This is a genomic window from Tenggerimyces flavus, assembly GCF_016907715.1.
Classification (GTDB): domain Bacteria; phylum Actinomycetota; class Actinomycetes; order Propionibacteriales; family Actinopolymorphaceae; genus Tenggerimyces; species Tenggerimyces flavus.
In genome coordinates, this window is sequence record NZ_JAFBCM010000001.1 from 6966851 (window position 1) to 6988884 (window position 22034).

At 71.1% G+C, this 22034-nt stretch carries 15 protein-coding genes; 9 read left to right on the plus strand and 6 right to left on the minus strand.

Annotated features, from left to right (window positions below; genetic code table 11):
* Positions 1 to 24: 24 nt before the first annotated feature.
* Positions 25 to 3354, minus strand: coding sequence for a BTAD domain-containing putative transcriptional regulator (locus JOD67_RS32530; protein ID WP_205121519.1), 3330 nt, complete (start codon positions 3352 to 3354; stop codon positions 25 to 27).
* Positions 3355 to 3483: 129 nt separating this feature from the next.
* On the opposite strand from JOD67_RS32530, the gene JOD67_RS32535 reads away from it, so the two are divergent.
* Positions 3484 to 3987 carry a GNAT family N-acetyltransferase gene (locus JOD67_RS32535; protein WP_205121520.1) on the plus strand — a complete coding sequence of 168 codons (504 nt, stop codon included), beginning with the start codon at positions 3484 to 3486 and terminating at the stop codon, positions 3985 to 3987.
* On the opposite strand, the gene JOD67_RS32540 is transcribed toward JOD67_RS32535, so the two are convergent.
* The 3 genes from JOD67_RS32540 to JOD67_RS32550 are packed head-to-tail and all read right to left on the minus strand — an operon-like array spanning position 3971 to position 7755.
* Positions 3971 to 4357: a RidA family protein gene (locus JOD67_RS32540; RefSeq protein WP_205121521.1), complete on the minus strand. Its 387-nt coding sequence runs from the start codon at positions 4355 to 4357 to the stop codon at positions 3971 to 3973. The two genes, JOD67_RS32535 and JOD67_RS32540, sit on opposite strands and share 17 nt — an antisense overlap.
* Positions 4358 to 6514 (minus strand): 3-hydroxyacyl-CoA dehydrogenase NAD-binding domain-containing protein, encoded by a 2157-nt coding sequence (locus JOD67_RS32545; RefSeq protein WP_205121522.1) that lies wholly within the window; start codon positions 6512 to 6514, stop codon positions 4358 to 4360.
* A gap of 26 nt (positions 6515 to 6540) precedes the next feature.
* Positions 6541 to 7755 carry an acetyl-CoA C-acetyltransferase gene (locus JOD67_RS32550; protein WP_205121523.1) on the minus strand — a complete coding sequence of 405 codons (1215 nt, stop codon included), beginning with the start codon at positions 7753 to 7755 and terminating at the stop codon, positions 6541 to 6543.
* A gap of 78 nt (positions 7756 to 7833) precedes the next feature.
* Here JOD67_RS32550 and JOD67_RS32555 point away from each other — a divergent pair, with 78 nt between their 5' ends.
* Genes JOD67_RS32555 through JOD67_RS32590 form a run of 8 tightly spaced genes read left to right on the plus strand, consistent with a single transcriptional unit; the run spans position 7834 to position 18404 of the window.
* Positions 7834 to 8628: a TIGR03084 family metal-binding protein gene (locus tag JOD67_RS32555; RefSeq protein ID WP_307782635.1), complete on the plus strand. Its 795-nt coding sequence runs from the start codon at positions 7834 to 7836 to the stop codon at positions 8626 to 8628.
* Positions 8625 to 10316 carry an acyclic terpene utilization AtuA family protein gene (locus tag JOD67_RS32560; protein ID WP_205121524.1) on the plus strand — a complete coding sequence of 564 codons (1692 nt, stop codon included), beginning with the start codon at positions 8625 to 8627 and terminating at the stop codon, positions 10314 to 10316. Before JOD67_RS32555 ends, JOD67_RS32560 begins: the two co-directional genes overlap by 4 nt.
* A gap of 59 nt (positions 10317 to 10375) precedes the next feature.
* Entirely contained in the window at positions 10376 to 11908 is a 1533-nt protein-coding gene (locus JOD67_RS32565) for an acyl-CoA carboxylase subunit beta (RefSeq protein WP_443735051.1), read from the plus strand.
* A gap of 5 nt (positions 11909 to 11913) precedes the next feature.
* Entirely contained in the window at positions 11914 to 13821 is a 1908-nt protein-coding gene (locus tag JOD67_RS32570) for an ATP-binding protein (protein ID WP_205121526.1), read from the plus strand.
* Positions 13818 to 14981, plus strand: coding sequence for an acyl-CoA dehydrogenase family protein (locus JOD67_RS32575; protein WP_205121527.1), 1164 nt, complete (start codon positions 13818 to 13820; stop codon positions 14979 to 14981). Before JOD67_RS32570 ends, JOD67_RS32575 begins: the two co-directional genes overlap by 4 nt.
* Positions 14982 to 14992: 11 nt before the next feature.
* Positions 14993 to 15754 carry an enoyl-CoA hydratase family protein gene (locus tag JOD67_RS32580; RefSeq protein WP_205121528.1) on the plus strand — a complete coding sequence of 254 codons (762 nt, stop codon included), beginning with the start codon at positions 14993 to 14995 and terminating at the stop codon, positions 15752 to 15754.
* On the plus strand, positions 15751 to 16467 hold the full coding sequence (locus tag JOD67_RS32585) for a TetR/AcrR family transcriptional regulator (protein ID WP_205121529.1): 717 nt from the start codon (positions 15751 to 15753) through the stop codon (positions 16465 to 16467). Before JOD67_RS32580 ends, JOD67_RS32585 begins: the two co-directional genes overlap by 4 nt.
* 38 nt (positions 16468 to 16505) lie before the next feature.
* Positions 16506 to 18404 carry a glycoside hydrolase family 15 protein gene (locus tag JOD67_RS32590; RefSeq protein WP_205121530.1) on the plus strand — a complete coding sequence of 633 codons (1899 nt, stop codon included), beginning with the start codon at positions 16506 to 16508 and terminating at the stop codon, positions 18402 to 18404.
* A gap of 3 nt (positions 18405 to 18407) precedes the next feature.
* On the opposite strand, the gene JOD67_RS32595 is transcribed toward JOD67_RS32590, so the two are convergent.
* The gene (locus tag JOD67_RS32595) at positions 18408 to 20795 is read right to left on the minus strand and encodes a glycosyltransferase (protein ID WP_307782754.1); all 2388 of its coding nucleotides are present in this window, start codon (positions 20793 to 20795) and stop codon (positions 18408 to 18410) included.
* A gap of 83 nt (positions 20796 to 20878) precedes the next feature.
* Positions 20879 to 22030, minus strand: a complete 1152-nt coding sequence (locus JOD67_RS32600; protein WP_205121532.1) for a cytochrome P450 — start codon at positions 22028 to 22030, stop codon at positions 20879 to 20881.
* Between the last annotated feature and the right edge of the window lie 4 nt (positions 22031 to 22034).

The following is a 22034-nucleotide window of genomic DNA, read 5'->3' on the forward strand; positions in this document are numbered from 1 at the left end:
GATCGGGGTTCATTCGAACCCTCGCTAGCCGACGGCGCCGGTGCGGGTGGTGTGGCCGGGGAACGGGGCGGGTTCGACGCCGAGCTCGCCCAGGCGGGAGGCGTACGTGCGGTACGCGCGGCGCGCCTCGCCGTGGGCGCCGCTCGCCACGTACGACGAGACCAGAGCGAGGTGGGCGCGTTCGTCGTACGCGTCGCGCTGCAGGATCCGCAGCAGATAGCCGGCCGCCGCGTCGTACTCGCCAATGTCGACCGAGCGATCGGCGAGCGCCCGCGCGACCCGGATGTACAGGGCACGGGCCTCGTCCCGCAGTCCCGTCGCCCAGTCCTGGTAGACGTCCTCCTCGAGGAAGTCGCCCGCGTACGCCGCCTCGGCCGCGCGGAGCAGCAGCACGCTCTGCGCGATCCGCCCGGCGGCCAGCGCCTCCAGGCCGGCTTGCGCGTCGCGCAGGAACGCCTCGACGTCGACCGCGAGCACGCTGTCGTCCAGCCACACCGTCGATCGGTCGCCGCCCACGAACCGGTCTGCCGGGTAGCGCTTGTCCGGATCCAGCACCGCGCGCACCGTCGACAGCGCCACCGACAGCCGCGGCGACACCGCGCCCTCGTCCTCGCCCGGCCAGAGCAGGTCGAGCAACTGCGACCGCGGCACCGGGTGCGAGCGACGCGCGACCAGGATCTTCAGCAGGTCGCGGGCCTTCCGCGACGGCCACTCCGACAGCGCCACCGCGCGGCCGTCGCGCAGCACCCGGAAGCCGCCGAGGCACTCGACCTCGACAGCCGGCGGGCCGGAACGTTCCGCGATCAGCTGCGCGGTCGCCGCGTGCCGCGTCGCCCCGCAGGCGAGGAAGCGCTGGTGCGCGCTCTCCGCGAGCTCGCGCGCCGCCGACGAGCCGGCCGCGTGCGACGCCAGCATCAGCTCCAGCCGCGCCTCACCCAGCGGGTCGCCGATCTCGCGCCGGATGCTCAACGCCTCCAGCAACAGCTGTTCGGACGGGTCGCCGACCGCGGCGCCGGAGTGCCCGACCGCCGCGGCCTTGAGCTCCAGCGCGGCGGCGAGCCCGGCCCGGTCGCGCCGCCGCCGGCACACCGCCGCGGCTTCGTCGGCCGTCTCGATCGCGGCCTCCGGATCCCCGTGGTGCAACGTGACCCAGCCGAGCGAGAGCAACGCCACCGAGTGCCCGAGCACCGGGCCGTACGCGACCGCCCGGCGCGCGAGGGCGGCGAGGTCGGCCGCCCGTTCCGGCTCCTCCTCGACCAGGACGCGAGCCAGCCCGGCCAGCGCGGGAACGAGCGACTGCACATCGCCGATGTCGTTGCCGATCGAGATCGACTCCTCGTAACAGGCGCGGGCCATCGCGAGGTCGCCGCGTTCGCGATAGACCTCACCGAGGATCGTGAGCGGCTGCGCGACCAGCCGCGACTCCAGCCGTTGGTAGAGCGCGCGCGACGCCTCCAACTCCTTGATCGCCTCGTCGAGCCGACCGAGCCCGAGTAGCGCTTCGCCGCGATTGCTCAACGCCAGTGCGCGAAACGCCCCGAAGCCCGCCAGATCGGCGAGCCGGATCGCGACGTCGAGCTCGGCGATCGCTCGCGCGTAGTTCGCCTCGGAGTTGTGATGGGAGCCGCGGTTGACGCGGATCCGGATCGACTGCAGGACGTCGCCTGCCCGTTCGGCGTGGTCGAGCGCGTGCAGGTAGTGCGCCGCGTGGGCGCGCGGGTCGCTGTCGAAGCCGGCCAGCATGCCGAGCACGGTGTACGCCGCGGCCAGTGCCCGGTCGTCGCCGAGCGAACGTGCCTTGGCGAACGCGATCGCGCCGCGCTTCCTGCACTCCTCGATGTCGCCGCGCATCCAGTGCGCGGCTGCCCACCAGGCTTGCAACAGGGCCTCCTCGTGGTCGTCGCTGCCGTCGAGCGCACCTCGGGAGTACATGTCCATCGCCTCGTCGAGGTGTCCGCGCAGGTGATAGATGAGGCCGGCGCGGCGAGCCAGGGAGACCGGGATCGGCCCGGTCGGCGCGATGACGCGGCCGAAGCAGAGCTGCGCGCCCTGCCAGTCGCCGAGCATCTGGCGGGCCTCGCCCTCGAGCTGGTCCATCTCCGCGTCGCGCAGTGCGTCCGGGATCTTGCCGACGGCCGCGATCACGGCCTCGGCGGCTCCTTGCGCGATCATCACGTGGCCGCTCTCGCGCAGCAGCGCGGCGACCGGCGCGGCGTCGTCGAGCTCGGTCAGGCAGCTGAGCGCGTCGCGGTGCTCGCCGGCGTCGGCGTACCAGCGGCCGGCTCGTTCGGTGACGCCCTCGCGCTCCTCGGCGGGCAGCGGCATCCGGGTGAGCGCGAAGTCGCGGACGAGCGGGTTGAGCTGGTACCCCTCGGTCTCGCTGCCGGAGAGGAACAGGCCACGGGCGTCGAGCGCGTCCAGGACGTCGATGGCGCGGTCGAGACCGAGGTGTTCGCACAGGTCGGCGTCGACCCTCGGCAGGATCGCGGCGACGGACAGGAAGCGGCGTACGTTCGTGGGCTCGCCGGCGAACACCTCCTCGGCGAGGTAGTCGTACACCGGCGCCCCCGGCCTCAGCGCGCGACGTAGCCGGGCCTTGCGTTCGCCGGGTCCGACCGTGCGCAGCGCCTCGCCGGCCAGACGTACCGCGGCCGGCCAGCCCTGGACCGCGGTGTGGATGGTGGCGGCGACCTCCTTGGCGCCGTCGCTGCCGAGGACGGCGCGGAGCACCTCGCCGGTCTCGTCGGCGGTGAACACGAGCGTCTGCGCGTCGATCTCGAGCACCTGCCCGCGGCCGCGGAGCCGGTCGATGCCGAAGGGGACCTGCGTACGGGACGCGCACACGATGTGCAGCAGCGGCGGCGCGACGCGGACGAGGCCCTCGACCAGCTTGGCGGCCGGATCGTCGGCGGTGATCTCGTGCAGGTCGTCGAGGACGAGGACGAGGTCGTCGGCGAGCTCGCGTTGGAGAACGTCGGCGAGCAGTTCCGCGTACGCGAGAGCCCGCATCGGCTGCTCGGCGTCGGCGTCCGGGCCACGGTGGGTGTCGCGGGCCGCGGCGACGGCCGGGGAGAGCGCGGGGACGCGCAGCCGTAGGGCGTCGACGAGGCCGGCGACCATCGCGGCGAGCGGGCGGTCGGCGGCGGTGAGCGTGTACCAGGCGCACGGGCGGTCGTCGGCCCAGCTGGCGAGCAGCGTGGACTTGCCGAACCCGGCGTCGGCGGTGATCGTGACGAGCCTGCGCCGGGCGCCTTCGTCGAGGAGCTCGGTCAGCCGCTGCCGCGGGATCGTGCCCTGCGGCACCGCGCGGGGTACGGCCTTGCCGGCCGAACGCCTGCCGTCGCCGCCGCTCATCATGCCTCCAACGCTCGCCCCGAGGCCGTGCCACCTCGCGTCCGTTATCGAGCATGGCCTCTCGACGCCTGCGCCGGTATCCGTAGTTCTACGTACCTTCGGCCCTTTGGGCCGCCTAGGCTCGGCAGGGTGGAGGTCACCGAGTGCCGGGCGTCGGACGTCGAGGTGCTGGAGCGCGTCGACTCGACCGGGCCGAACCGGTGGCACGAGCACAAGTACCAGCGTCAGGTCGCCGGGCTGTCGACCTACCTCGTCGCCTGGGACGGCGACGTGCCGGTAGGGCACGGCGAGATTCGCTGGGACGGGTGCGCGAGCCCGACTGTGCTCGAAGCGGTGCCGGACTGTCCGGAGCTCAACGGGCTGGTGGTGTACCGCGAGGAACTGCGGGGCCGCGGCATCGGGACGGCGCTCATCCAGGCGGCCATGGAGCGTGCCGCCGCGCGAGGCTGTGAGCGGATCGGGCTCGGGGTCGGGGCCGACAATCCGGGAGCGGCTCGCCTCTACGAACGGCTCGGCTTCGTTCCGGCGGTCGAGTACGTCGACGTGTGGTCGATGCGCGACCAGCACGGCGTCTCGCACCGGTTCGAGGACCCAGGGTGGTTCCTGGTGCGGGAGCTCACGCCACCGCGATGACCTCGATCTCGACGAGCCAGTCCTCGGACAGCGTCTGGACGACGATCGCCGTCGTCGGAATGAGCCGGTCGCCCAGCGCGGCGACTCGTGCCACGGCGTTCGGCCCGGCGTACGAGGCGTCCCGCAGGTAGCTGGTCAGCCGCACGATGTTGTCCACGGTCATGTCCGCCGAGGCGAGGATCGCCCGCAGGTTGTTCCAGATCAGCTCGAGCTGGTGTTCCAGCGACGACCCCGGCACACCGGACGGATCGAGCCCCATCGTCCCGGACACGAACAGCATCCGTTCCGCCCCGCGTACCTCCATCGCGTGCACGTAGTCCGACACGGCCGGATAGACACCCTCGCTCGGCGAGTGCGGGATCGCTTCCATCTACTCGAAAACCTCGTTCCGTGCGGCCTTCTCGACCAGCAGCCCGGGGGGCGTGAAGCGCGCACCGTACCGCGACTCGAGCTCGCGGGCACGTGCGAGGAACGCGGCGGGACCGCCGGGATAGCCGTTGACGAACTGGATCGCTCCACCCGTCCAGGGTGGGAAACCGATGCCGAAGATCGAGCCGATGTTCGCGTCCGGCACCGAACGCAGCACGCCCTCGGCGAGGCAGCGGATGGTGTCCAGCGCTTCGGCGAACAGCAGCCGGTCCTTCATGTCCTCGAACGGGATTCCCTCATCTGTGCTTGTGTTCAAGAAGGTCGACGCGAGGCCAGGCCACAGGCCGACGCGCTTGCCGTCGACGTACTCGTAGAAGCCCGCGCCGCCGGCACGTCCCGGACGGCCGAACTCGTCGACCAGCCGGTCGTGCACGACCTCCGCGCCGTGCACCTCCCACGTTCTGCCGGAAGCTTCGACAGCCGCGCGCGACGCGCGGCGCGCCTTCTGCAGCAGGCTCAACGCCACCTCGTCGCTCAGCTGCAGCGGCGGCGTCGGGTACCCGGCCTGCATGCCCGCCTGCTCGATCGACGCGGGCGACAGCCCCTCGCCGACCATCGCGGCGGCCTCGTCGAAGAAGCGCCCGATCACGCGCGAGGTGAAGAATCCCCTGCTGTCGTTGACGACGATCGGCGTCTTGCCGAGCCGTCGCGCCAGGTCGAACGTCTTCGCCAGCGTCGCGTCGGACGTCTGCGCGCCCACGATGATCTCGACCAGCGGCATCTTCTCCACCGGCGAGAAGAAGTGCATGCCGATGAAGTCCTCCTGCCGCTTCACGCCCTCGGCGAGCCCGGTGATCGGCAGCGTCGACGTGTTCGACGCGAGCACGGCCTCCGGCAGCACGACCGGCTCGATCTCACCGAACACCTGGTGCTTGAGCTCCGGGTTCTCGAAGACCGCCTCGATCACGAAGTCGCAGCCCGCCAGGTCGTCGGCCGACGCGGTCGGGACGATCCTCGCCAATCCCTCCGCGGCCTCGTCCTGCGTCGACCGGCCGCGCGAGACCGCCTTGTCGTACAGGCCGACCGAGTACGCCTTGCCGCGCTCGGCGGCCTCGAGCGACACGTCCTTCAGCACGACGTCGATGCCGGCACGCGCGCAGACGTACGCGATCGCGGCGCCCATCATGCCCGCGCCGAGCACCCCGGCCTTCTTGGCGCGGTAGGGCTCGTACCCCTCGGGTCGCGAGCCGCCGGCGTTGAGGTGGTTGAGGTCGAAGAAGAACGCCTTGATCATGTTCGTCGAGACCTGGCCGGACAGGAGCTCGACGAAGTACCGCGACTCGATCGTCTGCGCGGTCTCGAAGTCGACCTGAGCGCCTTCGATCGCGACGGCCAGGATCGCCCGCGGGGCTGGCAGGTTGGCGCCCTTGAGCTGCTTGCGCAGGTTGGCCGGGAACGCCGGGAGGTTCGCCGCGAACGAGGCCTGTGCCGGAGTGCCGCCGGGGATGCGGTGGCCGTCCTTGTCCCAGGGCTGGACGGGCTCGGAGTTCGCGGCGATCCACTCCTTCGCCTTCGGGAGCAGGTCGTCGACGTTCGCGACGAGCTCGTCGACCAGGCCGACCTCGAGCGCCTTAGCGGGCTTGAGTCGCTGGCCCTGCAGGACGAAGTTGAGCAGCGCGTTCTGGATGCCGACCATGCGGACCGTACGGATGATCCCGCCCAGGCCCGGCAGCGCGCCGATGGTGACCTCGGGGAACCCGAGCTGCGAACCGGAAACGTCGGCCGCGATCCGACGGTGGCAGGCGAGCGCGATCTCCAGCCCCGCGCCGAGAGCGCTGCCGTTGATCGCGGCGACGACCGGCTTGCCGAGCTTCTCCAGTCTGCGGAACTGATCCTTGATCCGGACCAGGCGGGCGGACAGCTGTGGCGCGTCGTCCGGGGTGACCGCGCGGATCTCCTCGAGGTTCGCGCCGGCGAAGAACGTCTTCTTGGCCGAGATGACGACGACGCCGGTGAGGGTGTCGCGCTCGGCCTCGAGCCGGTCGATGGTCTCGCCCAGGACATCGCCGAACGCGTAGCTCATCGTGTTCACCGACGCGTTCGGATCGTCCATCGTCAGCACAACGACGCCGTCGGCGTCCTGCTCCCAGCGGATCATCTTTGGTCCCTTACTTGTGGAAGGTCTCACATGCGTTCGACGATGGTGGCGACGCCCATGCCGCCGCCGATGCACAACGTGACGACGGCGCGGTGGGCCTGGCGGCGTTCGAGCTCGTCGACGATCGTGCCGAACAGCATCGCGCCGGTCGCGCCGAGCGGGTGCCCCATCGCGATGGCGCCGCCGTTGACGTTCAGCTTCTCCTCGGGGATATCGAGGTCGCGCTGGTACTTGAGCACGACGGAGGCGAAAGCCTCGTTGATCTCGAACAGGTCGATGTCGTCGGCGGTGAGCCCGGCGCGGTCGAGAACCTTGCGCGTCGCGGGAATCGGGCCGGTCAGCATGATCGTCGAGTCGGCGCCGGTCGTCGCGGTGGCCACGATGCGTGCCCGCGGAGTGAGGCCGAGCTCGGCGCCGACCTGCTCCGAGCCGACGAGCACCAGCGCGGCGCCGTCGACGATGCCGGAGCTGTTGCCCGCGTGGTGGACGTGGTCGATGCGTTCGACCCAGTGGTACTTCTGCAGCGCGACCGCGTCGAACCCGCCCAGCTCACCGATGCCGGCGAACGAGGGCGGCAGCTTCGCCAGGCCTTCCACCGTCGTGTCCGGTCGCGCGTGCTCGTCGCGGTCGAGGATGACGATCCCGTTCTGGTCGACGACCGGGATCACCGCGTTCGCGAAGTAGCCCTCCTGCCAGGCCCGCGCGGCGAGCTGCTGGGAGCGGACGGCGTACGCGTCGACGTCCTCGCGGCTGAAGCCCTCGATCGTCGCGATCAGGTCGGCGGAGATGCCCTGCGGCACGAAGTACGTGTCGTAGTTCGTGGCCGGGTCCATCGCCCAGGCACCGCCGTCGGAGAACATCGGGACGCGCGACATCGACTCGACACCGCCGGCGATGACGAGGTCGTCCCAGCCGGAGCGCACCTTCTGCGCGGCGATGTTGACCGCCTCGAGCCCGGAGGCACAGAACCGGTTCAGCTGTACGCCGCCGACGGTGTCGGGCAGCCCGGCCGCCAGCACCGCGGTCCGCGCGATGTCGGACCCCTGGTCGCCGACCGGCGAGACGACGCCGAGCAGCAGATCGGAGAGCCGGTCCTCGTCGAGCGTGGGGTTGCGCTTGCGCAGCTCGTCGATGAGGCCGACCACCAGGGAGATCGGCTTGGTGCCGTGCAGGGAACCGGTCTGCTTCCCACGTCCGCGGGGAGTCCGGATCGCATCGTAGACAAACGCCTCGGTCGTCACACCTCCACTGTAGTGAGGGATTGCTGGCAAAAACCAGCACGCTTGATTCTTTTCACCGTCCGTGACACGCTGCGCCTCGTGGTGGAGCTCGCGCCCGTACTGGCCGACCTGGCCGACGAATGCGCCGACCTCGATCGGCTGGTCGCCGACCTGCCTGCCGCGTCCTGGGACCTCCCCACGCCCGCGCCGGGCTGGACGATCGCGCACCAGATCGCGCACCTGGCCTGGACCGAGGAAGCCGCGATCACGGCGGCCACCGCACCCGACGCCTTCGGGGAACGGATTCGCGAGGCCCTCGACGACTTCGACAGGTTCGTCGATCGCGGCGCCCAGGCCGGTGCGACGGCGCTGCCGGCCGAGATCCTCGAACGGTGGCGACGCAGCCGCTCGACGCTCGCCGACGCGCTCCGGGCGACGCCACCGGGGACCAAGCTCCCTTGGTACGGTGTGCCCATCGGCGCCGTGTCGATGGCCTCCGCCCGGATCATGGAGACCTGGGCGCACGGCCTCGACGTCGCGGACGCCCTCGGGATGACCCGTGAACCGACCGACCGGCTCCGGCACGTGGCGCACCTCGCCGTCCGCACCCGCGACTTCGCGTTCGCTCTCCGCCAACTGCCGGCGCCGACCGAGGAGTTCCGGGTCGCGCTCACCGCCCCGGACGGAAGCAGCGAGTGGACCTGGGGCCCGGAGGACGCGGATCAGCAGGTGACCGGCCCGGCCCTGGACCTCTGCCTGCTCGCTACCCAACGCCGCCACCGCACCGACCTCGCGCTCGTCGCCCACGGAGCCGACGCGGACAGGTGGCTGGACATCGCCCAGACCTTCGCCGGCCCACCAGGGGCCGGCCGCCCAGCGGGAGGTGCGCGATGACGAGTCCGATCCGGATTGGCAACGCGTCCGGCTTCTACGGCGACCGGTTCGCGGCGTTCGGCGAGATGCTCGAAGGTGGCGAGCTGGACGTCCTGACCGGCGACTATCTCGCCGAGCTCACCATGCTCATCCTCGCCCGCGACCGCGCGAAGGATCCCGCACTCGGCTACGCCAAGACGTTCCTCCGCCAGCTCGAGCAGCACCTCGGCACCGCTCTCGACAAGGGCGTCAAGGTCGTCACGAACGCCGGCGGCGTCAACCCCGCGGGCCTTGCCGACGAGATCCGCAAGCTCACCCAACGCCTTGGGCTCGAGGCCAGGATCGCCCACGTCGAAGGCGACGACCTGCTTCCACGCGTGGCCGAGCTCGGCATCGAAGGCAAGCCACTGGCCGCCAACGCGTACCTCGGTGCCTGGGGCATCGCCGAGTGCCTGAACGAAGGCGCCGACGTCGTTGTCACTGGGCGCGTCACCGACGCCTCGCTCGTCGTCGGGCCCGCGGCAGCACACCACGGCTGGGCGCACACCGACTACGACCAGCTCGCCGGTGCGGTCGTCGCCGGTCACGTCATCGAGTGCGGCACCCAGGCCACCGGCGGCAACTACGCGTTCTTCACCGATCTCAAAGACCTCCGGCACCCCGGCTTCCCCATCGCCGAGGTCCACCAGGACGGCAGCAGCGTCATCACCAAGCACGAAGGCACCGGCGGGGCCGTCACGACAGGCACCGTCACCGCACAGCTTCTGTACGAGATCGGCGGCGCCCGCTACGCCGGCCCGGACGTCACCGCGCGGATGGACACCATCCAGCTCAGCGACGACGACGGCGAGGACCGCGTCCGCATCACCGGTGTGCGAGGCGAACCGCCGCCGCCTACGCTCAAGGTCTCGGTCAACCGGCTCGGCGGCTTCCGCAACGAGGTCGAGTTCGTCCTTACCGGCTTGGACATCGAGGCCAAGGCCGAGCTCGTTCGCCAACAGCTGAAAGACACCGTCGCCGCCGACGTCACGTGGGACCTGGTGCGCACCGACCACGTCGACGCCGACACCGAGGAACGGGCCAGCGCGACCCTCCGCTGCGTGGCACGCAGTGCCGACGCCAAAGCTGTCGGCCGCGCGTTCTCCAACGCCGCGGTCGAAATCGGTCTCGCGAGCTATCCGGGCTTCCATCTGACCGCACCTCCTGGTGATGCCGCTCCGTACGGCGTCTTCGAACCCGCGTACGTGGAAGCGAGCCAAGTCGACCACGTCGCGGTTCTGCCGGACGGCAGCAGGAGAACCATCGCACCGGCCACCGACAACCGCATCTTGGAACCGGTCGACGATCCACAGGTCCCCGACTTTCCACAGCCCACCAAGTACAAACGCGTTCCGTTGGGTACAGTCGTCGGTGCGAGAAGCGGTGACAAAGGCGGCAGTGCGAACGTCGGACTTTGGGTACGAAGCGACGAGGCCTATCGATGGCTCGTCCGATCGATGAGCGTGCGGAGACTGCGAGAGCTCCTTCCTGAGACGAGCGGCCTGACGATCGAACGCCACCTGCTCCCTCACCTGCGTGCCGTCAACTTCGTCATCGACGGCATCCTCGGCGAGGGAGTGGCCTTCAACGCCCGCTTCGACCCTCAGGCGAAGGCGCTCGGCGAGTGGCTTCGCAGCCGCTACGTCGACGTACCCGAGGAACTGCTATGACCGCACTGAGCTCCACCCTCGACCCTGGATCGGCAACACACACGGCCAACCAGGACGCGATGCTGGCCAAGCTCGACGAGCTGGAAGCCGAGCACGCCAAGGCGATCGCCGGCGGCGGGGACAAGTACGTCGCGCGCCATCACCAGCGCGGCAAGCTCCTACCCCGCGAACGCATCGAGCTGCTGATCGACGCGGACAGCCCGTTCCTCGAGCTCTCCCCGCTCGCCGGCTGGGGCAGTGACTTCGCCGTCGGCGCCAGCGTCGTCACCGGCATCGGCGTCGTCGAGGGAGTTGAGTGCGTGCTCGTCGCCAACGACCCCACCGTGCGCGGTGGCACGACCAACCCGTGGAGCCTCAAGAAGACCCTGCGCGCACAGGAGATCGCGCGCGAGAACAGGCTGCCGCTGATCAGCCTGGTCGAGTCCGGCGGCGCGGATCTGCCTACCCAGAAGGAGATCTTCATCCCCGGCGGCCAGGTCTTCCGTGACCTGACCAGGCTCTCCAAGGCCGGCATCCCGACCATCGCGCTGGTGTTCGGCAACTCCACCGCCGGCGGCGCCTACCTGCCCGCCATGTCCGACCACGTCGTGATGGTCAAGCAGCAGTCCAAGGTCTTCCTCGGCGGACCACCGCTGGTCAAGATGGCCACCGGCGAGGAGTCCGACGACGAGTCGCTGGGCGGCGCCGACATGCATGCGAGAACGTCGGGCCTCGCGGACTACTACGCCACCGACGAGCACGACGCGCTCCGCCTCGGCCGCCGCATCGTCGCAAGGCTGAACTGGCGCAAGCTCGGCTTGACACCCACCGCAGCGGAGCCGCCGAAGTACGACGAGGAAGAGCTGCTCGGCATCGTTCCCCCCGACCTCAAGACGCCGTTCGACCCGCGCGAGGTGATCGCACGCATCGTCGACGGCTCGGAGTTCGACGAGTTCAAGCCGCTCTACGGCGGCAGCCTCGTCACCGGTTGGGCACGCCTGCACGGCTACCCGATCGGCATCCTGGCGAACGCGCGCGGCGTGCTGTTCAGCGCGGAGTCGCAGAAGGCGGCGCAGTTCATCCAGCTCGCCAACCAGGTCGACACTCCGCTGCTGTTCCTGCACAACACGACCGGCTACATGGTCGGCAAGGAGTACGAGCAGGGCGGCATCATCAAGCACGGCGCGCAGATGATCAACGCCGTCTCCAACTCGACCGTCCCGCACCTGTCGGTGCTGATGGGCGCGTCGTACGGCGCCGGGCACTACGGCATGTGCGGACGGGCGTACGGACCACGCTTCCTGTTCGCGTGGCCGAGCGCGAAGTCCGCGGTGATGGGACCGCAGCAGCTCGCCGGCGTGCTGTCGATCGTCGCCCGCGCGGCGGCGGAAGCGCGCGGAGCACCGTTCGACGAGGACGGCGACGCGGCGATGCGCGCCGCGGTCGAGGGCCAGATCGAGGCGGAGTCGCTGCCGACGTTCCTGTCCGGACGCCTGTACGACGACGGTGTCATCGACCCACGCGACACCCGCACCGTGCTCGGCCTCTGCCTGTCCGCGATCCACAACGCGGAAGTCAAGGGCACCACCGGCTACGGCGTCTTCCGGATGTGAGGGCGATGTTCGACTCCGTTCTGGTCGCCAACCGCGGTGAGATCGCGCGGCGGATCTTCCGTACCTGTAGAGAGCTCGGCCTCGCGACCGTCGCGGTCTACTCCGACGCGGACGCCGACGCGCCACACGTCCGCGAGGCCGACGCCGCCGTACGGCTGCCGGGCAACGCACCGGTCGACACCTACCTCCGCGGCGACCTGATCATCGACGCGGCCAGGCGCGCGGGCGCGACCGCGATCCATCCCGGCTACGGCTTTCTGTCCGAGAACGCTGACTTCGCCCGCTCGGTCGAGGCCGCGGGGATCGTCTGGATCGGCCCATCGGCCAAGGCGATCGAGACGATGGGCGACAAGATCGAGGCCAAGCGGTCGATGGCCGCCGCGGGCGTTCCGGTGCTCACCGAGCTCGATCCGGAGCTGCTGCTCGACGACGGCAAGCCCGTACTGGTCAAGGCCTCCGCCGGCGGTGGCGGTCGCGGCATGCGCATCGTCCGCACGAAGGCCGAGCTACCAGAGGCGCTGCGGTCCGCGCAGGCGGAAGCGCTCGCGGCGTTCGGTGACGCGACCGTGTTCTGCGAGCCGTACGTCGAGCGCGGCCATCACGTCGAGGTGCAGCTGCTCGCCGACCAGCACGGCACGATCTGGCCGGTCGGCGAACGCGAGTGCTCGATCCAGCGCCGCTACCAGAAGGTCGTCGAGGAGACCCCGTCCCCGCTCGTCGAACGCCACGTTGGACTGCGACAACGGCTGTTCGACGCTGCCGTCGTGGCCGCGCGATCGGTCGGGTACGTCGGCGCGGGCACGGTCGAGTTCCTCGCCGACGACGACGGCCAGTTCTTCTTCCTGGAGATGAACACCAGGCTGCAGGTCGAGCACCCCGTCACCGAGTGCGTGACCGGACTCGACCTTGTCGCCCTGCAGCTGCGGATCGCCGCCGGCGAGGCGCTCCCTGCTCAGCAGCCGACGCCACAGCGCCACGCGATCGAGGTCCGCCTGTACGCCGAGGATCCCGCCAAGGACTGGCAACCGCAGACCGGCGTGCTGCATCGCATCGAGATCTCCGCGCCGCGGGTCGACTCTGGAGTAGAGAACGGCAGCACGATCAGCCCGCACTACGACGCGATGCTCGCGAAGGTCATCGCCCACGCACCCACCCGAGGGGAGGCGGCGGCCAGGCTGGCCGGCGCCCTTCAACGCGCGATCCTGCACGGCCCGCGGACGAACCGCGACCTGCTCGTCAACGTCCTGCGGCACGAGGAGTTCCTCGCCGGCGAGACCGACACCGGATTCCTCGACCGCCACGAGGTGCGCGCACCGCTCGCCGACGAGGAAGCGGAGAAGCTGTCCGCGCTGGCCGCAGCGCTCGCCGACGCTGCGGCGAACCGGACGGCAGCAAACGTCAACCCTGGCTTGCCGAGCGGCTGGCGCAACCTCAGCTCGCAGCCGCAGCGCAAGCGCTACGAAGGACACGACATCGCCTACCGGCTCACCCGGCGAGGTCTCGAGGGCCACGACGGCATGGAGCTGATCGGCAGCTCCCCCACCGAGGTCGTGCTGGAGGTTGCCGGCGTACGCAGGGCGTTCGCCGTCGCGAGGTACGGCGACGACGTGTTCGTCGACTCCGCGCTCGGCGCGGTCCGGCTGAAACAACTGCCACGTTTCCAGGACCCGGCCGGCGACGTCGTCCCCGGTTCGCTGCTCGCGCCGATGCCCGGCACCGTCGCGAGAATCGCCATCCAGGTGGGCGATCCGGTCACCAAGGGCCAGCCGCTGCTCTGGCTGGAGGCAATGAAGATGGAACACCCCGTGCTGGCGCCGGCCAACGGCGTCGTTGCCGAGCTTCCGGTCGAGGTCGGCCGACAGGTAGACCTGGACAGTGTGCTCGCGATCGTCCGTTCCGAGGAGGGACCATGAGCTTCGTCGAATCCGAGGAACGCCGCGACCTGCGCCAGGTCGCCGCCGAGCTCGGCACCAAGTACGGCCACGACTACGCGCTGCGCAAGATCCGGGCCGGCGAGCCGCTCGACGAGCTGTGGGCCGAGGCCGCCAAGCTCGGCTTCCTCGGCGTCAACATCCCCGAGGAGTTCGGCGGCGGGGGTGCCGGCATCTACGAGCTCTCGCTGATCCTGGAGGAGCTGTCGGCGGCCGGCTCGGGTCTGCTCATGATGGTCGTCACACCGGCGATCTGCGCCTCGATCATCAGCCGGTACGGCACACCGGACCAGCAACGCAGGTGGCTGCCCGGTTTCTCCGACGGCTCGTCGATCATGGCGTTCGCGATCACCGAGCCCGAGGCCGGCTCGAACTCGCACAAGCTCACCACCACGGGCCGCCGCGACAGCGACGGCGGTGGCTGGATCGTCAACGGCCGCAAGGTGTTCATCTCCGGCGTCGACCAGGCCGAGGCCGTCATGGTGGTCGGCCGGACCGAGGACGCCAAGACCGGCAAGCTCAAGCCCGCGCTCTGGATCGTCCCGACCGACGCTCCCGGCTTCGAGTTCAAGCCGATCGAGATGGACGTCCTGATGCCGGAACGGCAGTACATGCTCTACCTCGACGACGTACAGCTGCCCGCCGACGCGCTCGTTGGGAGCGAGGACGCCGCGCTGCTGCAGCTGTTCGCCGGCCTCAACCCCGAACGCATCATGGTCGCCGCGCTCGCCATCGGCACCGCCAGGTACGCGCTGGACAAGGCGGTCGCGTACGCGAAGGAACGCACGGTCTGGTCCGGGCCGATCGGCAGCCACCAGGGCATCGCCCACCCGCTCGCCCAGGTGAAGGTCGAGCTGGAGCTCGCGAAGCTGATGATGCAGAAAGCAGCGACGCTGTACGACGCGGGCGACGACATGGGCGCCGCCGACGCCGCCAACATGGCGAAGTACGCGGCGGCCGAGGTCAACGTCCGCGCGGTCGACCAGGCCATCCAGTCCCACGGCGGCAACGGGCTGGCGAGCGAGTACGGCCTCGGCACGCTGCTCGGCGTCTCCCGGGTCAGCCGGATCGCACCGGTCAGCCGCGAGATGCTGCTCAACTACGTCGCCCAGAACACCCTCGGCCTGCCCAAGAGCTACTAGGGAATCACGACATGAGCGAACTCGTTCACTACGACACCACGCGCGCGATCGCCACGATCACGCTGGACTCGCCCGACAACCGCAACGCGTTGTCCAGCCGGCTGCTCGCCGAGCTCACCGGGCACCTCGACACGGCGGCCAAGGACGACGACGTCCGCGCGGTCGTGCTCAGCCACACCGGCGGGACGTTCTGCGCCGGCGCCGACCTCGCCGAGGCGCGCGCCGAAGGCATGGAGCAGGGAACGCGCCGCCTACTCGCCCTACTGAGGCAGGTCCTCGAGCACCCGAAGCCGGTCGTCGCGCGCGTCGACGGCCATGTCCGAGCAGGTGGGGTCGGCCTGATCGGCGCGTGCGACATCGTGCTGGCCGGCCCGAAGTCGACGTTCGCGTTCTCCGAGGTCCTGCGTGGCCTCGCGCCGGCGATCATCTCGCTGAGCACCCGGACGCGGCTGCCCGAACGAGCGGCCAGCCGCTACTACCTCACCGGCGAGTCGTTCGACGTCGCCACCGCGGCGAGCATCGGGCTGGTCACCGAGGCCGCGGAGAACGTCGACGAAGCACTCGACACCCTGCTCACCGCGCTCCGAAAGGCCTCCCCGCAAGGCCTGCGCGAGACCAAGCCGCTCACGACCCGACACCTGCTCGAGGCGTTCGACACCGACGGCGAAGCACTCGTGACCCGCAGCGCGAAGCTGTTCGCCTCGGAGGAGGCCCGCGAGGGCATGTCGGCGTTCCTCGAACGCCGCCGGCCCCGCTGGGACGTCGACACGTGAGCCTGCGCCAGCCCCAACAGGACCGCAGCCGGGCCACCCGGCAGCGGCTGCTGGAGGCTGCCGTCGACTGCCTCGCCGAGGTCGGCTGGGCCGGCACCACGGTCGCGCTCGTCGCCGAGCGCGCCGGCGTCTCGCGCGGTGCGGCGCAGCACCACTTCCCCACCCGCGAGGACCTGTTCACGGTCGCGCTGGACCACATGTCCGACGTCCGGCTCGCCGAGCTGCGCGACGCCGCGACCAAGCTGCCCACCGGCAGCAACCACACCGAGGCCGTCGTCAACCTGATCGTGCGGATCTACACCGGCTCGCTGTTCCGCGCCGCCCTCCAGCTGTGGCTCGCCGCCTCGGCCGACGAAGGCCTGCGGGCGCGGGTCGTCCCGCTCGAACAGAAGATCGGCCGGGTCTCCCATCAGACCGCGGTCGACCTGCTCGGCGCGGACGAGACGCGGCCAGGCGTACGCGAGCTCGTCCAAGGCACGCTCGACCTGGCCCGCGGGCTCGCGCTCGGCAGCATCCTCAAGGACGACTCCCGCCGACGCCGCCTGGTCGTACGTCAATGGGCCGAAACGCTCGACGCTGCACTCGTCGCCAGCGCGGGGAGAGCGGCCGGCTCGTCGAAGAAGCCGGCCGACCTGGGACAGGAGTCGATCGGCCGGAGCGAAACTGAGCGAGCCGGTCGCTCCAGGCCGACTAGGGCAGAATCGGTCCGTTAGTCCGAGGCGACCGCAGGCGACAGCACAGGAGATCAGCCATGGGTTTCGGCCCCAGCACGGAACGGCACGCCGGCTCCGGCAGCCCGTTCCCGCCGATCGCGGAGTACGCGTTCCTGTCCGACTGCGAGACGACGGCTCTGGTGGCGCCGAGCGGCAACATCGAGTGGATGTGCCTGCCCCGGATGGACTCGGAGAGCGTGTTCGGATCGGTGCTCGACCGCAGTGCGGGCGGCTTCCGCATCGGCCCGGCGACCGAGACCGTTCCCGCGGCCCGCCGGTACGTGCCCGGAACGATGGTGCTCGAGACCAGCTGGTGGACCCGCGGCGGCTGGCTGATCGTCACCGACGCGCTGCTGATGGGCCCGTGGCACCACGAGGAGGAGCGGTCCCACACCCACCGCCGCGCACCTACGGACTACGACGCCGACCACGTGCTGCTGCGGATGGTGCGGTGCGCCACCGGCGAGGTCCAGGTGCACATGGACTGCGACCCGATGTTCAACTACGGGCGCGAGCAGGCGGAGTGGAAGCACACCGGCCCCGGCTACCGGGACGCCGTCGCGTCGAGCCGCGAGTCCGACGTCAACCTGCGATTGACATCGGACATGAACATCGGCTTCGAGGGTCCACGCGCGGTCGCGCGGACCCTGCTCAAGGAGGGCCAGACCCGGTTCGTCGCGCTGTCGTGGAGTGAGCACGCGCCGCCGCAGACGTACGAGGAGGCCGACGACCGGATGCGCTGGACCGCGCACCACTGGCAGCACTGGTTGGACCGCGGCAAGTTCCCCGACCACCCCTGGCGGTCCTACCTGCAGCGCAGCGCGCTGACGCTGAAGGGCCTGACGTTCGCCCCCTCGGGCGCGGTGGCGGCCGCGGCGACCACGTCGCTACCGGAGGCGCTCGGCGGCGAACGCAACTGGGACTACCGCTACACCTGGATCCGCGACTCGACGTTCGCGCTGTGGGCGATGTTCACGCTGGGCTTCGACTGGGAGGCGAACGACTTCTTCCACTTCGTCGCCGACGTCGCCGCCGAGGGCGAGCTGCAGGTGATGTACGGCATCGACGGCGAACGCTCGTTGGAGGAACGCACGCTCCCGCACCTGTCCGGCTACGAGAACTCCGGGCCGGTCCGGGTCGGCAACGCCGCGTACGGCCAGCACCAGCACGACGTCTGGGGCGCGGTCGTCGGGTCGATCCAGCTCTACACCCATTCCCGCGACGGGCTGGACGACCGGCTGTGGGCGATCGTCGTGACGCAGGTCGACCGGGCGCTGGAACGGTGGCGCGAGCCCGACCAGGGCATCTGGGAGGTGCGTTCCGGCGCGCAGCACTTCACCGCGTCCAAGGTCGCCTGCTGGCTGGCCGCCGACGCCGGGTCGCGGCTCGCCCGGCAGCGCGGCGACCGGGAACGCGAGCAGCACTGGCACGCGGCGGCCGAGGAGATGCGCGCCGACATCCTCGCGAACGCGCTCGACGACCGGGGCGTGTTCACCCAGCACTACGGGACGTCGGCGCTGGACGCGTCGGTGTTGCTGATCCCGTTGATGGGCTTCCTGCCGCCGACCGACGAACGGGTGAAGGCGACCGTGCTCGCGATCGCCGACGAGCTCACCGAGAACGGCCTCGTGCTGCGCTACCGGGTCGAGGAGACCGAGGACGGGCTGAGCGGCGAGGAGGGCACCTTCACGATCTGCTCGTTCTGGCTGGTGTCCGCGCTGGCGATGATCGGCGAGCTCCCCCGCGCCCGCACGCTGTGCGAACGCCTGCTGTCGTTGGGCAGCTCGCTGCAGCTGTACGCCGAGGAGATCGACCCGCACACCGGACGGCACCTCGGCAACTTCCCGCAGGCGTTCACCCATCTGGCGCTGGTCAACGCAGTCACCGCGGTCATCCGCGCCGAACGCCGCAACCACGACACGTCCATCCGGCCGTGAGAGCTACCGACTGACGGTGGCTCGAAGGGCGCGGTTCTGCCGCTCGGCCAGGGCACCCCAGGAGAACTGGCGTGCGAACTGGCGGCGGCGCTGGATCGCCTGCGCCCAGGTCGGATCCGTCGCGGCGTCGACCAGCGCCTCGCCGTACGCCACGACGTCGAACGCCGGGACGCGCCGGCCGCAGTCGTCCGGAACGACGTCACGGAGCCGGTCGAGGTCGAACGCGACGACCACGGAACCGACCGCGAGCGCCTCGATCGCGACGGTCCCGAACGGTTCGAACCGCGACGGAACGGCGACGACCCGCGCTCCGGCGAGCAGCTCGAACTTGGCCGGACCGTCGACCCAGCCGAGGAAGCGGACCCGGTCGGCCATGCCCAGCTCGTCCGCCAGCCGTTCGAGCTCGGCCCGGTCGGGACCGGTCCCCGCGATCACCAGGGCACCACTGAGCCGGTCGGCGACCCGTGCGTACGCCCGGAGCAGCAGGTCGACGCCCTTCTGCGCGAGGTCGAGCCGGCCGACGTACACGACGTCTTCGCCCTGCCGAGGCGTGGAGGCGAACGCGCGTTCGTCGACTCCGCTGCCCATCGCGCGCGGGCTGCGGACGTGCGGCCGATGGGCCATCACCTCCGACACCGTGACGACGTGCCGGTGCACGCGGGCGGCGAACCGCTCGAGAGAGGTGGTCGGCACGACGACGTCCTCCACGACGAGGTCGACGTCCAGCCGGTCGGCGTAGCGGCGAGCCACGAACGGCAGGACCGTCGCGTACGTGAGCACCCGGCGCAGCCGCGTCGACCCGAGGCCGACGTGGACGTACCGCACGCCGTCGACCACGCCGTCGACGCAGCCCGGGTAGCGCGGCGTCAGCACGGTGAGGTCGTGCTGCTCGGCGAGCCGCCGGGTGAGCTCGTGCGTACGCCGCGGGTCTTCGAGGCCGAGCTGCAGAACGCGCAGCCGGCCGGACGGATCGACCGCGTGGACACGCGGGGTCGGATGGCGACCGCCCTTGGACCGCCAGAACGCGAGCACGCCGAGCAGCGCGCCGACGAACACCCACGCCATGGGATGGTTCCGGACGAGCAGCAGCACGACCCCGCCCGCCCCGACCGTCAGGACCGGGCCGATCAGCGCGGAGTAGAAGTGCCGGGGCAGCAGCCGCCAGGTGGTCGCGACGAAGCCCGCGGCCGCGAGCAGGGACGCGACGGCGACACCGCGGGACAGCCCGACGATCCCCGCGAGGTGCCAGCCGGCGACCAGCCCACCCGCCACCAGCACCGCGGCCGCCGCCAGCGACAGCAGCGCCTGGCGGAACCGCCCGGCGCCCTGCAGCACGGTGACCAGCAGCGCGACCACCCCGTACCCGATGCCCGCTATGGTCGCCGCCGGCATGATGTGCCAGGCCACGAGCAGGTGCGGCGGAACGATCCAGCCGAGCACGGTCGGCGGCAGCGTGAGCAGCGCGACGGCGGCGGTGAGCGCGAGCCAGCCGAAGCCCCGTACGGCGGTCCGGATGGCCGGCACCGACGGGAGTTGCGGGAAGAGAACGACGGCCAGCGCCGTGGCGACGAACAGCGGCGCGCGGCCGAGCGTCGCGGCGAGCTGGAAGCTGCCGGCGTCCGGACTCGCACCGGTCACGATCGGCGTCATCACGATGTCGATCGCGGTGAGGGCGGCGAGCCCGATCTGGACGACGGCGAGGCCACCGGTCTCGGCCCAGCGCCAGGTCTCGGTCAGCGTCCGCGGGATCCACGCGAGGTCCCGCCACGCGCGGCGCCCGTCGGAGCCCGGCCGGGTCAGCCCGAGGAGGCCGAGCGCGAGCGCCCCGGCGAGGAACCCGCCCAACGCGCCCGCGGCACCGAGCCCGACGGTGACCGCACCGACGCCGACCAGCACCCGCAGGACGACCTCGACGACGCGCAGCACCGCGAGGCTGGTGAACCGCAGCTCGCCCTGCATCCAACCGACCGCGACCCCGGACAGAACGACGCCCGCTCCGGAGATGCCGATCGCGAACGCGGCGTTGAGCGGCGCGAACAGGGCGGCGACCGTACCCAGCACGCCGATCGCGAGCAGGCTGCCGACGCCGGAGACGACGAGGGCGAACGCCATCGCCTCGCGGCGCTCGGTCGACCCGGCGGGATGGGCTCGGACGGCCTTGGCCAGCGCCCACGGGATGCACGCGCTCGCGGCCGTTCCGGCGAGCAGCATCAGCGTCTGGCCTGCGGCGAAGACCGCGTATTCGGCGCCGGGCAGCAGGTGCGCGAGCACGATCCCGTAGCCGTAGCTGACGGCACCGATGATCGCCGTAGCGACCGCGATCTCCAGCCCGCCTCTGCGGGCGGACCGGGCCGCGCCGGTACGGGCGACGACCTTCGGCGGTGGCGGCAGAACGACTCCCCGTTACGTCACCGCCGGCCCGTTCGAAGCGAGCCGACGTACTTGTCGCGGCGGCTCCAGTATCGCTGACCCGCTCAGCCCCAGCGGACATGCAGCGCGGGCGGCTTGCGGAACACCAGGCCGACGGGCGCCGTGGGCTCGGCGAGGCGGAGGTTCGGCAGCCGTTCGAGCAGCTGCCGAACCGCGACCTGGGCCTCGGAGCGGGCCACGTGCATGCCGACGCAGATGTGCGGGCCCTGCGCGAACGCGAGCTGTTGGCGCGTGTTCGTCCGGCCGAGGTCGAACGCGTCCGGATCCGGGAACGCCGCGGGATCGCGATTGGCTCCGGCGAGGGAGACCGTGACCAGCTCGCGTTCGCCGAGCCGCGCGCCGCCGAACTCGACGGCGCGGGTGGTGTAGCGGTCGACGACGGCGGCAGCAGGCTCGAGGCGGAGGGACTCCTCGACCGCGTTCGGGATCAGGCCCGGGTCGGCCGTGATCTGGGCGAGCTGCTCGGGGTTCGTGAGCAGATGCCAGACCGCGTTGGCGATCATGCCCTCGGTGGTCTCGATGCCGCCGAACATGATGACGGCGGCGTTCGACACCACCTCGGTCTCGTTCAGCCCGCCCGAATCCGCCGCGGTGGCGAGCAGCGAGTCGCCGCCGATCGAGCCGCGGACGCTGACGTCGAGGTTGGCGAACGCCTCGGCGCCGGCCGCGCTGACCGCGTGGCCGGCCGAGACGTCGGAGACCGAGCGGACGATCGAGTCGTACCAGCCGAGGATCGTGGTCGGATCGGCGTCGTCCAGACCCAGTGCCTCCGCGACGACGGCGACCGCGAGCGGGCCGGCGACGGCGCGCCGGAGCTCGGCGGCGTTCGTCGGCTCGATCTCGTCGATCAGGCTCGCGGTCCGCGTCTCGACGAACTCGGCGAAGTGCTCGCGGGTCCGGGCCAGCCCGAACGCCTTCCCGAACGGGACGCGGTGCCGCGCATGCTCGGCGCCGTCGAGGGAGAGCATGCTCGGCCCCACCACCTGCGCGGTCGAGAAGCGCGGGTCGTCGACGGTGAACGTGTCCGGGTCGCGCATGACCTGGACGGCGAGCTCCCGGTCGGTCACCAGCCAGCCGTTCAACGCGGGGATCCACGAGACGGGCTCGCTCGCGCGCAGCTTGGCGAGAGTCGCGTGCAGGTCGGGACCGGCCAGGTCGTCGAGCGTGACCGCGGCGCCGAGCGGGGAGCGTTCCATTCGT